The sequence below is a fragment of the Rhodoplanes sp. genome (assembly GCF_013377085.1).
In the GTDB taxonomy this organism is placed as follows: Bacteria; Pseudomonadota; Alphaproteobacteria; order Rhizobiales; family Xanthobacteraceae; genus Rhodoplanes.
This window is the reverse complement of sequence record NZ_JACAAX010000073.1, coordinates 1-13,843: the sequence shown is the minus strand read 5'-3', so window position 1 is coordinate 13,843 and position 13,843 is coordinate 1. Positions and strand designations below refer to the sequence as shown.

The following is a 13,843-nucleotide window of genomic DNA, read 5'->3' as shown; positions in this document are numbered from 1 at the left end:
CGGTCCACCGGCCGGCGCGGGCGCCGCCGCGGTAGCGCCGCCGTCGCGCTGCCCCTGCTCCATGGCGCGCAGCCGCGCGACGTTGCGCTGGTGCTGGTCGAGCGTTTCGGAAAACGCGTGGCCACCGGTGCCGTCGGCGACGAAATAGATTTCCTTGGTGCGCGCCGGGTTGGCGGCAGCCTCGAGCGCGGCGCGGCCCGGATTGGCGATCGGGCCCGGCGGCAGGCCGTCGATCACATAGGTGTTGTAGGGCGTCGGCTGATCGATCTCGCTGCGCATGATCGGCCGGCCGAGCGTGCCCTTGCCGCCGACCAGGCCGTAGATGATGGTCGGATCGGATTGCAGTCGCATGCGCTGCTTGAGCCGGTTGACGAACACGGCGGCGACGCGGGTACGCTCGTCGGGCTTGCCGGTCTCCTTCTCGATGATAGAGGCGAGCACCAGGAGCTGCTCGGGCGTGCGCAACGGCAAGTCCGCCATACGATGGTCCCACACCTCCTGCAGGACGCGGCGCTGGGCCTGCTGCATGCGCTGGATGACCTGCTCGCGCGGCGTGCCGCGAACGATTCTGTAGGTCTCCGGCAGCAGCGATCCCTCGCGCGGGATCTCGCGGACATTGCCCGACAGCAGGTCGGATTCGAGCAGCCGGCCGACCATCTGCTCGGAGGTGAGCCCCTCGGGCAGCGTCAGCCCGTGCTGGACGACCTTGCCCTCGACCAGGGTGCCGATGACGTCGCCGAGCGTCGACTGCTTCTGGAACATGTACTCGCCGGACTTCAGATCGTCGCGCGCCTTGCGGACGATCACGGCCCCGACGAAGGTCCAGGGCTGGTCGATGACGCCTTCGCGAACGAGCTGGTCGGCGATGTCGCGGATGCCGGCGCCGCGCGGAATGTTGACGACCTTGTCCTCGGTCAGCGGGCCGGTCTCCTCCAGCCGCTGCTTGCCGATCCACACGGTGCCGCCGACCACCACGGCGAGGATCACCAGGAACGTGAAGATCGCATTGCCGATGATCACCAGCGGATGACGGACGCGCGCCGAGCGGCGCCGCGTCGGCAGCGGCACGCGTTCCGGCTCGAGGGCGGCACGCGGGCTGCGCGGGCTGATCCGTTTCGGCTCGGTCGCGGCAGGCGGTGCACCTTGGCCGGGCGGCGTGTCCAAATTGGTCATCGTGCAGTCGGCTCCAGGACCGGTGGGACCGTTCGAGAACCCGCGACCTCGGCGAGCCTTCCCGGCGGGGCGTGACGAGCATCGGCAGTCGTCGACCGGGGCAATACAGCGGCTGCGCCGCGCTCCGGCCGGATCTCCGCTGACCCGACTAATACCCTTGAGATTGTGGCCAATTTATCGAGCACGGCGGTCTCCGGTCGGATCCCTTTCCGGCCGCCCCGGCCGCCGCATGCCGGGTTCGCACGGCGGGCGCGGAACGCTGGTCGCGGAGGCCCGGCGTGCAGGCGGCGGGCGCCGCCCGAACAATGCTCTATTGCACGGCGCGCCGGAAGATGAGCGACGCGTTGGTGCCGCCGAACCCGAACGAGTTCGACAGGGCAATATCGATGGTGCGCCGCTTGGCCCGGTGCGGAACCAGGTCGATCGGCGTGTCGACGGAGGGATTGTCGAGATTGATGGTGGGCGGCGCGACGCCGTCCCGCATGGCGAGGATCGTGAAGATCGCCTCGACGGCGCCGGCGGCGCCGAGCAGATGCCCGACCGAGGACTTGGTCGACGACATCGACACGCCAGCGGCGTCGTTGCCGACGATGCGCTGCACCGCGCCGAGCTCGATCTCGTCACCGAGCGGCGTCGAGGTGCCGTGCGCGTTGATGTAGTCGATCTCGGACGCCTGGATGCCGGCCCGCTTGATCGCCATCGACATGCAGCGGAAGGCGCCGTCGCCGTCGTCGGCAGGCGCCGTGATGTGATGGGCGTCGCCGGACATGCCGTAGCCGATCACCTCGGCGTAGATCTTGGCGCCGCGCGCCTTGGCATGCTCGAGCTCCTCGAGCACGACGACGCCGGCGCCCTCGCCCATCACGAAGCCGTCGCGGTCGCGGTCGTAGGGACGCGACGCGCGGGTCGGCTCGTCGTTGAACGAGGTCGACAGCGCCCGGCAGGCCGCGAAGCCTGCGAGCGAGATGCGGCAGATCGGCGACTCGGCACCGCCCGCCACCATCACGTCGGCGTCGCCGAGCATGACGAGACGCGCGGCATCGCCGATCGCGTGCGCGCCGGTCGAGCACGCCGTGACGACGGCGTGGTTCGGCCCCTTGAGACCGTGCTCGATCGACACGTAGCCGGAGGCGAGATTGATCAGCCGGCCCGGGATGAAGAACGGCGAGACGCGGCGCGGGCCGCGTTCCTTCAGCAGGATCGCGGTCTCGGCAATGCCCTCGAGGCCGCCGATGCCGGAGCCGATCATCACGCCGCTGCGGATCTGCTCGTCGTAGGAGCCGGGATGCCACCCGGAGTCGTCGAGCGCCTGCTTGGCCGCCGCCATCGCGAAGACGATGAACTCGTCGACCTTGCGCTGCTCCTTCGGCTCCATCCACTGATCGGGATTGTAGGTGCCGCCGGTGCCGTCGCCGCGCGGGATCGCGCAGGCGATCTTCGCCGGCAGATCCGAGACGTCGAACTTCTCGATCTTGCGGGCACCGCTTTCGCCGGCCAGGAGCCGCTTCCACGACTCCTCGACGCCGCAAGCCAGCGGCGTCACCATGCCCAATCCCGTGACGACCACGCGCCTCATGTCACATGTCCCGCACCGGCCGGTTCGCCGCGACCCGCTGCAACCCGTCTCGGGGCGGTCCAGTCACGAAGCGATTTCGCTCGCACCCGACCGTGGCCCTCCGACAAAGACGGAGAGCCAGGCCCGTCATGACCAGACTTCAACGACGGGCGATATCGGCGACGAACGGCAGCGACTTCGGGCGGGGAAGCGCCGCAGGACGAGGCCTGCAGGCGCGGCGTTCGGCAGTTCAGCTCTTGGCGTTCTTCTCGAGGAATTTGACGGCGTCACCCACCGTCAGAATCGTCTCGGCGGCGTCGTCCGGAATCTCGCAGCCGAACTCTTCCTCGAACGCCATCACCAGTTCGACGGTGTCGAGGCTGTCGGCGCCAAGATCGTCGATGAAGCTCGCGCTCTCGGTCACCTTGTCGGGCTCTACGCCCAGGTGCTCCACGACGATCTTTTTGACCCGCTCGCCAATATCACTCATTGCCAACCTCGTGCTTTCGGCATCTCGCCCGACCACATTTGCTCACGGCAAACATCATCGCGGCCGCCTCGTCTCGATGGACGCCGTGAACGCTCATCCGGTCAAGGGGTGCATGCCGTCGCCCCAGCCCCGTCGCATCTGCCTCGTCCAGCCCAGCGGATCGGTTATCATACTTCCACAGGCTTGACCAGAAGGCCCGGAGCGGCCGCGCGCAATCCCTGTGCGGACCGGAAAACCCCTTTCAGATCATTACCATCCCACCATTCACGTGCAGCGTTTGACCGGTCACGTAAGCGGCGGAATCGGACGCCAGATAAACCACGGCGGCGGCGATTTCGTCTGACGTTCCGAGCCGCCCCGCAGGGACTCGTGTCAGCACCGCCTCGCGCTGCTTGTCGTTGAGCGCATCCGTCATCGCGGTGGTGATGAAGCCCGGCGCGACGCAGTTGACCGTGATGCCGCGCGACGCGACCTCCTGGGCCAGCGCCTTGCTCATGCCGATCATGCCGGCCTTGGCGGCGGCGTAGTTGCCCTGCCCCGGATTGCCGCTGACGCCGACCACCGAGGTGATCGATACGATTCGGCCGGAGCGGCGGCGCATCATGCCCCTCACGGCGGCGCGCGCGAGCACGAAGGCCGCCGTCAGGTCGACGGCGATCACGTCGTCCCACTCGGCGTCCTTCATCCGCATGAAGATGTTGTCGCGCGTCAGCCCGGCATTGTTGACCAGGATGTCGAGCTGCGCCATGGCCGCTTCCGAAGCCGGCACCAGCTTCTCCACCTCGGCGCGGTCCGAGAGATTGCACGGCAGCACATGCACGCGGCTGCCGAGGTCGGACGCCAGTGCGTCGAGCTTCTCGGTCTTGGTGCCGGAGATTGCGACCGTCGCCCCCTGCGCATGCAGGGCGCGCGCGATGGCGCCGCCGATCCCGCCGGTCGCGCCGGTGACCAGCGCCGTCTTGCCGCCGAGATCGAACATCACGCGGCGCCCTGGCGCAGCGCCATGCGGGCCGCGACGAAGCTCGCGACATCGGCCGGCGAGCCGATCGCCGATCCGGTGGCGCCCTCGGCGATGCGCTTGACCAACCCGGTGAGCACCTTGCCGGCGCCGACCTCGTAGAAGCTCGTCACGCCGGCCTGTGCCATGAAGGCGACCGACTCGCGCCAGCGCACCGTGCCGGTGACCTGCGCGATCAGGGCGGCGATGATCGCCGCGGGCTCGCTGATCGGCGCCGCCAGCACATTGGCGACCACCGGCACGACCGGGCGACGCACCGTCACGGCGGCGAGCGCCTCGGCCATCGCGGCGGCGGCCGGCTCCATCAGGGTGCAGTGGAAGGGGGCGGAGACCGGCAGCAGCGTCGCGCGCTTGGCGCCGCGGCCCTTGGCGATCTCGACGGCCCGCTCGACCGCGGCCTTGTCGCCGGAGACGACGACCTGGCCACCGCCATTGTCGTTGGCCGCCTGGCATACGGCGCCCTCGGCGGCCTCGCGGGCGACCTCGGTGGCCGCATCGAACTCGAGCCCGAGCAGCGCCGCCATGGCGCCGACCCCGACCGGAACCGCCTTCTGCATGGCCCGGCCGCGGGTGCGCACCAGCCGCGCCGTGTCGGCGACCGACAGCGCGCCGGCGGCGGCGAGCGCCGAATACTCGCCGAGCGAATGGCCGGCCACGAACATGGCGTCGCGGGCGAGATCGACCCCGGCCTCGGATTCGAGCACCCGGAGCGCGGCGAGCGACACCGTCATCAAGGCGGGCTGCGCGTTCTCGGTCAGCAGCAGGGTCTCGGCCGGCCCCTCGAACACGACGGTCGACAGCTTGTCGCCGAGGGCCTCGTCGACCTCGTCGAACACGGCCCGGGCGGCGGCGAAGTTCTCCGCCAGCGCCTTGCCCATGCCGACGGCCTGGCTGCCCTGCCCGGGGAATACGAATGCGACCGCCATGATTGTTCCCTCCACGTAACCGGCGCTAACTCACCGTCAGCAGCCGTAAAGTCAAGTCGGGCTGACACTTACTGCGGCCCGACGGGTCCGCCGGAACGATCCGGCGGCGTTCTCCGGCTTGCGTTCCGGTGCCAAAACCGTATAAACGCGCGTTTTCGGCTCGGCTTCGGCCGGGAGCTGAACGGACGGCCATGCTTGTTCCTCCGGATCTCGGGTCTCGATGACCCCGATGTTCGAAGGACTGGTCGGCAGGAACCCCCGCGGTTCCGGCGTCCGGTGTTCCCGCCTTCAGAGCTTTCGCGCCTTTCCCGAAGGGCACGAGGGGCTTGGCGCCGGACGAGCCGGCACGAACCAGGAAAGGCATTCCATGCCGTTGTACGAGCATGTCTATCTGGCGCGCCAGGACCTCTCGGCGCAGCAGGTCGAGGAGCTGACGACCCAATACAAGGGCGTCATCGAGGGGCTGGGCGGTTCGGTCGAGAAGGTCGAGTACTGGGGCGTGAAGTCCCTGACCTATCGCATCAACAAGAACCGCAAGGCGCATTTCACGCTGGTCAATATCAACGCCCCGGCGGCTGCCGTGGCCGAGGTCGAGCGCCAGCAGCGCATCAACGAGGACGTTCTGCGCGCCCTCACCATCAAGGTCGACGAGCTCGAGGCCGGGCCGTCCGCCATGATGCGCAAGTCGGACCGCGACGACCGTGGCGACCGCGGCGACCGCCGTCCGGGCGACCGCGACCGCGGCGACCGGGATCGTGGCGACCGCGGCGACCGTGGGGATCGCGGCGATCGCGGCGATCGCGGCCCGCGCCGCGACCGTGACGCAGCACCACGCGGCCCGCGCGAGGATCGCGTCGAGACCGCCGAAGTCGAAGCCACCACCGAGGAGTGAGCACCATGGCCATGCAATCTGCCGGTGCTCGCCGGCCCTTCTTCCGTCGCCGCAAGACCTGCCCGTTCTCCGGCGCCAACGCCCCGAAGATCGACTACAAGGACGTGCGGCTGCTGCAGCGCTACATCTCGGAGCGCGGCAAGATCGTGCCGAGCCGCATCACTGCGGTGTCGGCCCGCAAGCAGCGCGAGCTCGCCCGCGCCATCAAGCGCTCGCGCTTCCTCGGCCTGTTGCCCTACGTGATCCGCTGAGCGCGACGCGCTGAGCGGACAATGCCGGCCGGCCAGCGCCGGTCGATGACGAAACACCCGGCCCGCCGTGTCGCCTGGCACTGCGGGCCGATCCTCTGGTTGGGGCGGACGCGTCGCGCGACGTCGATCCGCCTCTAACCGCTCGACGAGCGGGACAGCGAGACGATGATCCAGCTCATCCTGGTCGGCCTCGGTGCCGGTGCCGTGGCGGCCGTCACCTTCGCGGCGCTGGCCGCCGGCTCGACCCTGTCGATGCTGCTGTTCTATCTGGCCCCGCTGCCCGTGATGATCGCGGCGCTGGGCTGGAGCCAATGGGCGGGGCTGCTGGCCGCCCTGGTCGGCACCGCGGCGCTCGCCGCCTGGTTCAGCTCCCTGTTCTTCCTGGTCTTCCTGCTCGGCCTCGCGCTGCCCGGCTGGTGGCTCGCCTATCTGGCGCTGCTGGCCCGACCGACCGGCGATCCGGCCCATGCCGCCCTCGACTGGTATCCGGCCGGCCGCATCGTGCTGTGGGCCGCCCTGCTCGGCGCCGCCGCGGTGGTGCTGGCGCTGCCGACCTTCGGGTCCGATGTCGACAGCATCCGCGACACGCTGAAAGAAGGCTTCGGGCGGGTGTTTCGGGACCGCGGCCCCGGCGGCGAAGGGCCGCTGGCGGTGCCCGGCCTCGGCGATCCGGAACCGCTCCTCGCCTTCCTGGCGATGGCGCTGCCGCCCGCGGCCTCCTCGCTGATGACCATGACGCTGCTGTTCAATCTGTGGGTCGCCGGCCGTGCCGTCAGCCTCTCGGGCCGGCTTCCGCGCCCCTGGCCGGTGCTGTCCGACCTCGCCTTTCCCCCGACCGCGGCCGTGCTGCTCGTCGTCGCGATCGCCGGCGCATTCCTGCCCGGGCTGGCCGGGATGATCTCCGGCATGTTCGCCGCGAGCCTCTCGATCGCCTTCGCGGCGCTCGGCCTCGCCGTGCTGCACGCCCTGACGCGGCGGCTGAAGAGCCGCGCCATCGTGCTCTCGACCCTCTACGCGGCCGTGCTGCTGTTCGGCTGGCCGATCTTCGCCGTCATGCTGGTCGGCCTCGCCGACGCCGCCGTCGGCCTGCGCGGCCGCTTCGGTGCCGCCGGACCGCCGACCGGGCCCCCTGCCGCCGGCGGCGAGACCTGATCACCGACTTGCGGACCTGTCACCCCTTCGAACACGACGAACACGAGGAGAGACGACGATGGAAGTGATTCTCTTGGAGCGCATCGCCAAGCTCGGGCAGATGGGCGACGTGGTGAATGTGCGCCCCGGCTACGGCCGCAATTTCCTGCTGCCCCTGGGCAAGGCGCTGCGCGCCACCAAGGACAACCGCGCCAAGTTCGAGACCATGAAGACCCACCTCGAGGCGCGCAATCTGGAGCTCAAGGCGGAGGCCGAGAAGGTCGGCTCGAAGCTCGACGGGCAGAGCTTCATGGTGCTGCGCCAGGCTTCCGACACCGGCCAGCTCTACGGCTCGGTCTCGGCCCGCGACCTCGCCGACATCATCGACGCCGGCGGCTTCACGGTCAGCCGCAGCCAGATCGTCCTCAACAACCCGATCAAGACCATCGGGCTGCACAAGATCCCGGTCGCCCTGCATCCCGATCTCGAGGTGACGGTGACGCTCGCCGTCGCCCGCACCGCCGACGAGGCGGAGCGCATCGCCCGCGGCGAGGACGTCACCTCGCGTCGCGAGGACCGCGAGGTCGCCCAGGCCGCGGCCGAGGAATTCTTCGAGAACCCCGAGGCCGGCCAGGCTGCCGAGGACTCCGAGGAGGCGTGAGCCTCCCGCCGATCGACCATCGAAAAAAGCTGGCCCGTCGGGCCGGCTTTTACACTGTTATACCGGACCCGGTTGATCCCTTCGGTGGTCATTCCGGGACGGCGCGGAGCGCCGGACCCGGAATCCAGCCACGTTCTCGGCATCCATCGCGGGATTCCGGGTTCGCGGCTTTGCCGCGCCCCGGAATGACGGTGAGCTGATCAACCGGATTTCTTGTGCGAGAGGTCGTCAGCCGGCGCCCCATAGACGGCGTCGGGATCGAACACCTTCTCGGCCTTGCGGGGCTGCAGCACGAGCGTGTGGCCCGCCGTCTCGCCGAGCGAGACGGCGCGGTAGAAGCACGAGGCGCGACCGGTGTGGCAGACGCCCGGCGCGGTCTGCTCGACCCGCAGCAGCAGCGCGTCCTGGTCACAATCGACCTTCAGCTCGAGAATGCGCAGCACGTGGCCGGAGGTCTCGCCCTTCTTCCAAAGGGCTTTTCGCGAGCGGCTGTAGAACCACGCCTCGCAGGTCTCGATCGACTTCGCCAGCGCGTCGGCATTCATCCAGGCGAGCATCAGCACCTCGCCCGACCAGACGTCGGCGACGACCGCGGGCATCAGCCCGTCGGCATCGAATTTCGGGGCGAACACCCGCCCCTCCTCGATCTGCTCGGTGGTGCCCCGCGGCGCAAACAGCGTCTTCATCGCAAACGTCAGATCCCGGCGGGGACGCCAATTCCTCGCACCGTGCCGACCACCGGTCCCCTCCCCCGCGGCGGCGGCCGAGACGGTCGTCAGCCGATCCCGTTGCGGACCAGGTTGATGAACCGAAACTGCTCCTTCGGATCGTCGCGGAACACGCCGGTAAACTGGGTCGTGATGGTGCTGCTGCCGGCCTTCTGCACGCCGCGCATCGACATGCAGGTGTGCTCCGCCTCCAGCATCACGGCGACGCCACGCGGCTTGAGCACCGTGTCGATCTCGGTGACGATCTGCGAGGAGAGACGCTCCTGGGTCTGCAGGCGACGCGCGAAGATGTCGATCAGCCGGGCGATCTTCGACAGACCCACCACCCGCTCGACCGGCAGATAGCCGACATGGGCCTTGCCGACGAAGGGCATCATGTGGTGCTCGCAATGCGAGCTGAACGGGATGTCGCGCACCAGGACGATGTCGTCATAGGTGCCGATCTCGGAAAAGGTGCGGTCGAGCACGTCGGCCGGCCGCTCGCGATAGCCGCCGTAAAGCTCGTCATAGGCGGAGACGACGCGGCGCGGCGTGTCGAGCAGGCCTTCGCGATCGGGATCGTCGCCGAGATAGCCGAGCAGCACCCGCACGGCGGCCTCGGCCTCCTCGCGGGACGGCCGCAGCACCGCACGTACGGGCTCGCCGGCGGCATCCGAGGATCGCGCGGCGGGTGTCAGCTTATTGATGACGTGGTCCATCGCCAGCGACGTCTCCATGCAGCCGACGCGGGGGCGTCGGACCGGGGTGCAGCGATCGCACGTCGCACGCGACGCGCGCGGCCCGAGAAGGGCTCTGCCGCGCAACGAATGGACGGCGACGTCCTCGACGGGTCCGATCCGGCGACATTCCCGACGTGTCCGATCCCGACATGTCCGATCCATGTGGGACCGCACATGTCCGGGCGCAAGCACTCTCGCCTGACCGGGGTGGCTTCCTATATGACGGGATATAATCGGTGAGAGAGGTCGAGGCAAATCGGCCCGCCCGTCCCGGACCCGTGCACGCCATGCTGAACGACGTCTACAATCGCCGGATTCTCGAGCTCGCCGGGAACATTCCGCGGCTCGGCCGGCTGAGCGAGCCCGACGCCACTGCCACGGCGCATTCGCGGCTGTGCGGCTCGACCGTGACGATCGACCTCAAGGTCGAGGGCGACACGGTGGTGGACTTCGGCCATGTCGTGAAGGCCTGTGCGCTCGGCCAGGCGTCGTCGTCGATCATGGCGAGCCACGTGATCGGTGCCACGGCGGACGAGCTGCGGTCGCTGCGCGAGACGGTGCGGCGGATGCTGAAGGAGAACGGTCCGCCGCCCGGGGGCCGCTGGTCCGACATCGCCGTGCTGGAGCCGGTGCGCGACTTCAAGGCCCGCCACGCCTCGACGCTCTTGACGTTCGATGCGGTGGTGTCGGCGCTCGACCAGATCGCGGCGCGACGGCAGCAACCGTAGGGCGCAATGAGCGCAGCGAATTGCGCCGACAAAGGCTCACCGCATCGCCGCGTCGTCGTTCTTCCGGTGCAATTCGCTGACGCTCATTGCACCCTACGCGAAATCGCGGCGCCGCACATCGTCTCAGCGCGCTGCCGCCTCGAGCCGCGCATGGGCGTCGCGGTTCGGCTTGGTGCGGTCGCCGCAGCCCCCTTCGAGCCGGCCGAACACCTTGCCGATGCCGGCATTGCCGATGCGGATGGAGGTCGCCGGCACGCCGCCGGCCGCCGTCTGCACCGAGATCGACCGCGTCGCGGCCGACGCGAAGGCCCGCACCAGCGGTGCCGGAACAGTCGCCACCGCCACGGTCTCGATCTGGCGTCCGTCGCCGCGCGACGACAGGATCTCGAACGTGACGTCGGTCTGCTCGATCCACAGGCGGACCTGATCGAGCGCCACCGGCTCGGTGCCGGTCGGGCTGCTCTGGCGACGCTCCGTATAGGTGAGCGCATAGGTGCCGGCGGTGTCGCCGCAGGTGAGGCTGAGGTCGAAGCTGCCGATCCGCTCGCCTTCGACGGTGAGCGGATGGCGGCGCACCAGCATGGTGCCGCTGCCGCCCTCGACGGCACTCCAGCCGCGCTCGCTCGCCGCTGCGTTGCGATCGGCCGTCATCGCCACCGGCGTGACGGCCGCCGAGGTCTGGCGGGTGGCGACCGGCGTCGGCTCCATGTCGAGCCGGGTGCGCCGCAGCTCCTCGCGGGTGAGCAGGCGCATCGGCTCCCACGGGGGGATCCGCAGCGCGATCTCGATCAGCTCGGCGGCGCCGCCCATGTCGGCCGCCATGTCGGCCGTGTAGCGGACGATCGCGCCGATGTCGCGCTGGACCAGCACGAGATCCTCGGCCGAATAGCTGGCCGCCACCGCATCGTCGCGGCGATCGCCGAGCCAGATCTGATGCACCAGCACGCGCGAGCGCGCCGGCACCTCGCGGTGCAGGCCGCCGAGCAGCACGAAAGCGCACATGGATTCGCAGCTCGCCGGGGCGATGACGGCCGGCTTGCCGGCGCCGGCCGAGCGATCGGCGCGCCCGACCGCGGTGTCGAGGCCGAATCGGCGGATCGACCGGCCGAGGCCGAGCGCACCCAGCACCGAGCCGCCGTCCGAATCGAGGACGACAGTGCCGTCCTGCAGGCCACGCTCGGTCGCGAAGGTCTCGAAGCGGCGCGGCGTCTCGGCCGTGATCATGCCCGAGGCGAACACCGCAGGGCGGCAATCATTGCCGCACGTCGCCGACGGTTGCTCCTGCAACACGAACTGCATCGGCAGCGTGCGCGGGTTGGCCGGAAGCTCCGGCGTGCCGGCCACCACCGGCACCGTGCAAACGGCGAGCGCCAAGCCGCCGACCCAGGACCGTTTCATCGTAGTTCCCCGTGCTGTTCCAGCAACGCTTCTTCTACTTGGGTACGGCTTTTCTTGTTGTTGAAGTTCTTTCAGCTCCCGTAATCTGGCCACGACGCTCGGATTTACGGCAACTGTGATCTTACGTACGCAATCGACCGTCGCAAGCCGCTCTTTTGCGGCATCCCCGCGACGCCATTACCATCGTGTCGGCCCGCATGCCGCGGCACCGACCGGCCTGTCGCGACGGGCCGGCCTTTCCGGCGCCGACCCGAGCGTTTAAGTAGCAAGGACGATGCCAAACACTCACCCTGCCGCGGCGCTGGCGCGCCTGCCGCGGCTTTTCGCCCGCGCCGTGATCCGGATGTATCAGCTCACGCTGTCGCCGTTCCTGGGATCCGACTGCCGCCATCTGCCGACCTGCTCGGCCTATGGGGACGAGGCGATCGCCCGCTTCGGACTGTGGGCGGGCGGCTGGATGACGCTGGCGCGGTTCTGCCGCTGCCAGCCGCTGGGCACGCGCGGGCTCGATTTCGTGCCGGCCGAATTGCCGGCGGGCGCGCGTTGGTGGCTGCCCTGGCGCTACGGCCGCTGGCGCGGCACCAACGAGACGCCACCGCCGCGCCCGGCGGCGGAGGCATCCGGCTGCGGCTTGTTCTCAGCGCGATGCGCGGGCGAGCGACTCGAGCCGCCTGGCGGCGTCGGATGATCCGAGCTCGACAGCACGCTGATACCAAAGCCGGGCCTGGGCGGGATCACCGACGGCACCGAGCACATCGAGCTCCAGGAGAACGGCCGGATCGAAGGTCGAGCCGAGCAGCAGGGCCGCCTGGGCCGTGCCCGCCTCGGCGGCGCGCTGCAGCGGCAGGCGGGCGGCCGCGATATTGCCGGTCGCCAGCGCGTCCCGGCCACGCTTGAGCAGCGCCGCGACGTCGTCCGGATCGAGCCGCCGGGTCGGAACCGGTGTCGGAGCGGGTGCCGGCGGCGGCGCGGCGGCCGGCTCCGGTGCGACGACAGCGGCATGCACCGCCGCGACCCGCTCGCCGTCGACGGCGACCGGCCGGCTCTCGACCAGGATGGGCCGCTGCGGCGCGGCTTTGCCGAGCACGGGTTCCGACAGCGGAGCGGACACGCCGGCGACGCGGCCATCCCGCCACGGCCCGAAGACACCGTCGAGCAGCCCGGACAGGCCGGCGACGCCGACGATCCCGCCGGCGACCATGCACAGGGCCGCCCATCGCACCAGCATCCCGAACCAGGGCGTCCGCGGCGCCGGCCGCGGCTCCGGCACGAGCTCGGGATGGAGCGACGGCGGCGCCACGCGGTTGTCGATCGGGATGTCGCCGTCGAACGGCCTGCGGGTCGGCCAGTCCGAGCCGGCGTCGCCGGGGCGCGTCCTCGCCGAGCGCGAAACCTCCGCATCGAAGGCCGGCTCGCCCGCGTCCTCCCACGCCCAGACCTGCGCCCCCTCGGCCGCGTGCTGGTCCGCTATCGAGCCTGCGTCGCCGACATCGGGGAGCTGCCACTCCCGGCGCGGCACGGACGCCGTCCGCGGATCGTCCGTGTCGTGCGGATCGCACCGCTCGCGAAGATCGTATCGGTCGTGAAGATCATATCCATTATGCCGATCGTATCGGTCGTCATCGAACGGAGTGCTCACGCTCACTTCCTTTACTCGTCACGCAACACAACTCACGCAACAGAACTCACGAAACACGAGGCGCCACCGCGTCCCGCACGTCTCCTCGGCCCATGAACGCCCGGGGCATCGGCCCGGCGCATATCTGCTCGCACCGCCGCGGCGGCGCGGGTCAGCGGGTCCCGCGGGCGAGCGCGTCGAGCCGCTTGCCGGCATCGGCCGAACCAAGCTCGGCGGCGCGCCGATACCAGAGCTGGGCCTGGGCGGCGTCGCCGACCGCACCCAGCACCTCGAGCTGCTTGAGGGCCGCCGGATCCCACGTCGAGCCGAGCAGCAGGGCCGCCTGGGCGTCGCCCGCCTCGGCGGCGCGCCGCAGCAGCAGCCGCGCCGCGGCGAGGTCGCCGCGGGCGACGAACGCCTTGCCGCGCTCGAGCAGAATCGCGATCTCCTCCGGATCGACGGCAGGTCCCGCAACCGGAACCGACGCCGGAGCCGCAGCCGGAGCTGGAGCCACAGCCGCAGCCGGAGCCGGAGCCGCCGAAGCAGGCGCCGGCG

Annotated in this window: 15 protein-coding genes and 1 pseudogene; 6 read left to right on the top strand and 10 right to left on the bottom strand. The window is 70.1% G+C overall.

Annotated elements, in window-relative coordinates; genetic code table 11:
• From mltG to fabD, 5 genes are all read right to left on the bottom strand, one after another.
• The coding region (gene mltG / locus HXX10_RS28350) for an endolytic transglycosylase MltG (RefSeq protein WP_296526769.1) at nucleotides 1–1,173 on the bottom strand (1,173 nt) is incomplete at its 3' end.
• Nucleotides 1,174–1,483: 310 nt separating this feature from the next.
• On the bottom strand, nucleotides 1,484–2,749 hold the full coding sequence (gene fabF / locus HXX10_RS28345; RefSeq protein WP_296526767.1) for a beta-ketoacyl-ACP synthase II: 1,266 nt from the start codon (nucleotides 2,747–2,749) through the stop codon (nucleotides 1,484–1,486).
• Between the two features lie 229 nt (nucleotides 2,750–2,978).
• Nucleotides 2,979–3,218: an acyl carrier protein gene (locus tag HXX10_RS28340; RefSeq protein ID WP_272779809.1), complete on the bottom strand. Its 240-nt coding sequence runs from the start codon at nucleotides 3,216–3,218 to the stop codon at nucleotides 2,979–2,981.
• Between the two features lie 241 nt (nucleotides 3,219–3,459).
• The gene (gene fabG / locus HXX10_RS28335) at nucleotides 3,460–4,197 is read right to left on the bottom strand and encodes a 3-oxoacyl-[acyl-carrier-protein] reductase (RefSeq protein WP_296526773.1); all 738 of its coding nucleotides are present in this window, start codon (nucleotides 4,195–4,197) and stop codon (nucleotides 3,460–3,462) included.
• The gene (fabD, locus tag HXX10_RS28330) at nucleotides 4,197–5,162 is read right to left on the bottom strand and encodes an ACP S-malonyltransferase (protein WP_296526762.1); all 966 of its coding nucleotides are present in this window, start codon (nucleotides 5,160–5,162) and stop codon (nucleotides 4,197–4,199) included. Before fabD ends, fabG begins: the two co-directional genes overlap by 1 nt.
• A gap of 367 nt (nucleotides 5,163–5,529) precedes the next feature.
• On the opposite strand from fabD, the gene rpsF reads away from it, so the two are divergent.
• The 4 genes from rpsF (at nucleotide 5,530) to rplI (ending at nucleotide 8,097) form a co-directional block, all read left to right on the top strand.
• A complete protein-coding gene (rpsF, locus tag HXX10_RS28325) occupies nucleotides 5,530–6,054 on the top strand; it encodes a 30S ribosomal protein S6 (RefSeq protein ID WP_296526759.1) in 525 nt (174 codons plus the stop codon).
• Nucleotides 6,055–6,065: 11 nt separating this feature from the next.
• Complete coding sequence (gene rpsR, locus HXX10_RS28320) at nucleotides 6,066–6,305, top strand: 30S ribosomal protein S18 (RefSeq protein WP_296526771.1); 240 nt, start codon at nucleotides 6,066–6,068, stop codon at nucleotides 6,303–6,305.
• A 165-nt stretch (nucleotides 6,306–6,470) separates the two neighbouring features.
• Nucleotides 6,471–7,457 carry a DUF2232 domain-containing protein gene (locus HXX10_RS28315; RefSeq protein ID WP_296526757.1) on the top strand — a complete coding sequence of 329 codons (987 nt, stop codon included), beginning with the start codon at nucleotides 6,471–6,473 and terminating at the stop codon, nucleotides 7,455–7,457.
• Nucleotides 7,458–7,515: 58 nt separating this feature from the next.
• Nucleotides 7,516–8,097, top strand: a complete 582-nt coding sequence (gene rplI / locus HXX10_RS28310; protein ID WP_296526755.1) for a 50S ribosomal protein L9 — start codon at nucleotides 7,516–7,518, stop codon at nucleotides 8,095–8,097.
• Nucleotides 8,098–8,297: 200 nt separating this feature from the next.
• Here rplI and hisI read toward each other — a convergent pair whose 3' ends face one another.
• Nucleotides 8,298–8,783, bottom strand: a complete 486-nt coding sequence (hisI, locus tag HXX10_RS28305; RefSeq protein ID WP_296526753.1) for a phosphoribosyl-AMP cyclohydrolase — start codon at nucleotides 8,781–8,783, stop codon at nucleotides 8,298–8,300.
• 89 nt (nucleotides 8,784–8,872) lie between these two features.
• Entirely contained in the window at nucleotides 8,873–9,523 is a 651-nt protein-coding gene (folE, locus tag HXX10_RS28300) for a GTP cyclohydrolase I FolE (RefSeq protein WP_296526752.1), read from the bottom strand.
• 308 nt (nucleotides 9,524–9,831) lie between these two features.
• On the opposite strand from folE, the gene HXX10_RS28295 reads away from it, so the two are divergent.
• Entirely contained in the window at nucleotides 9,832–10,272 is a 441-nt protein-coding gene (locus tag HXX10_RS28295) for an iron-sulfur cluster assembly scaffold protein (protein WP_296526749.1), read from the top strand.
• A gap of 123 nt (nucleotides 10,273–10,395) precedes the next feature.
• On the opposite strand, the gene HXX10_RS28290 is transcribed toward HXX10_RS28295, so the two are convergent.
• Complete coding sequence (locus HXX10_RS28290; protein WP_296526748.1) at nucleotides 10,396–11,670, bottom strand: hypothetical protein; 1,275 nt, start codon at nucleotides 11,668–11,670, stop codon at nucleotides 10,396–10,398.
• Nucleotides 11,671–11,944: 274 nt separating this feature from the next.
• Here HXX10_RS28290 and yidD point away from each other — a divergent pair, with 274 nt between their 5' ends.
• Nucleotides 11,945–12,358, top strand: a complete 414-nt coding sequence (gene yidD / locus HXX10_RS28285) for a membrane protein insertion efficiency factor YidD (RefSeq protein ID WP_296526747.1) — start codon at nucleotides 11,945–11,947, stop codon at nucleotides 12,356–12,358.
• Here the strand turns inward: yidD and HXX10_RS28280 are convergent.
• Nucleotides 12,308–13,189 carry a hypothetical protein gene (locus HXX10_RS28280; protein WP_296526745.1) on the bottom strand — a complete coding sequence of 294 codons (882 nt, stop codon included), beginning with the start codon at nucleotides 13,187–13,189 and terminating at the stop codon, nucleotides 12,308–12,310. The genes yidD and HXX10_RS28280 overlap by 51 nt on opposite strands.
• Before the next feature lie 271 nt (nucleotides 13,190–13,460).
• Nucleotides 13,461–13,843, bottom strand: a pseudogene (locus HXX10_RS28275) (hypothetical protein); the annotation flags it as partial.

Coding starts and splice junctions, on each gene's coding strand:
- HXX10_RS28295 (WP_296526749.1), top strand. CDS start 9,832: ATGCTGAACGACGTCTACAATCGCCGGATTCTCGAGCTCGCCGGGAAC.
- rplI (WP_296526755.1), top strand. CDS start 7,516: ATGGAAGTGATTCTCTTGGAGCGCATCGCCAAGCTCGGGCAGATGGGC.
- fabG (WP_296526773.1), bottom strand. CDS start 4,197: ATGTTCGATCTCGGCGGCAAGACGGCGCTGGTCACCGGCGCGACCGGC.
- HXX10_RS28315 (WP_296526757.1), top strand. CDS start 6,471: ATGATCCAGCTCATCCTGGTCGGCCTCGGTGCCGGTGCCGTGGCGGCC.
- fabF (WP_296526767.1), bottom strand. CDS start 2,749: ATGAGGCGCGTGGTCGTCACGGGATTGGGCATGGTGACGCCGCTGGCT.
- HXX10_RS28290 (WP_296526748.1), bottom strand. CDS start 11,670: ATGAAACGGTCCTGGGTCGGCGGCTTGGCGCTCGCCGTTTGCACGGTG.
- fabD (WP_296526762.1), bottom strand. CDS start 5,162: ATGGCGGTCGCATTCGTATTCCCCGGGCAGGGCAGCCAGGCCGTCGGC.
- yidD (WP_296526747.1), top strand. CDS start 11,945: ATGCCAAACACTCACCCTGCCGCGGCGCTGGCGCGCCTGCCGCGGCTT.
- folE (WP_296526752.1), bottom strand. CDS start 9,523: ATGGACCACGTCATCAATAAGCTGACACCCGCCGCGCGATCCTCGGAT.
- hisI (WP_296526753.1), bottom strand. CDS start 8,783: ATGAAGACGCTGTTTGCGCCGCGGGGCACCACCGAGCAGATCGAGGAG.
- rpsR (WP_296526771.1), top strand. CDS start 6,066: ATGCAATCTGCCGGTGCTCGCCGGCCCTTCTTCCGTCGCCGCAAGACC.
- HXX10_RS28340 (WP_272779809.1), bottom strand. CDS start 3,218: ATGAGTGATATTGGCGAGCGGGTCAAAAAGATCGTCGTGGAGCACCTG.
- rpsF (WP_296526759.1), top strand. CDS start 5,530: ATGCCGTTGTACGAGCATGTCTATCTGGCGCGCCAGGACCTCTCGGCG.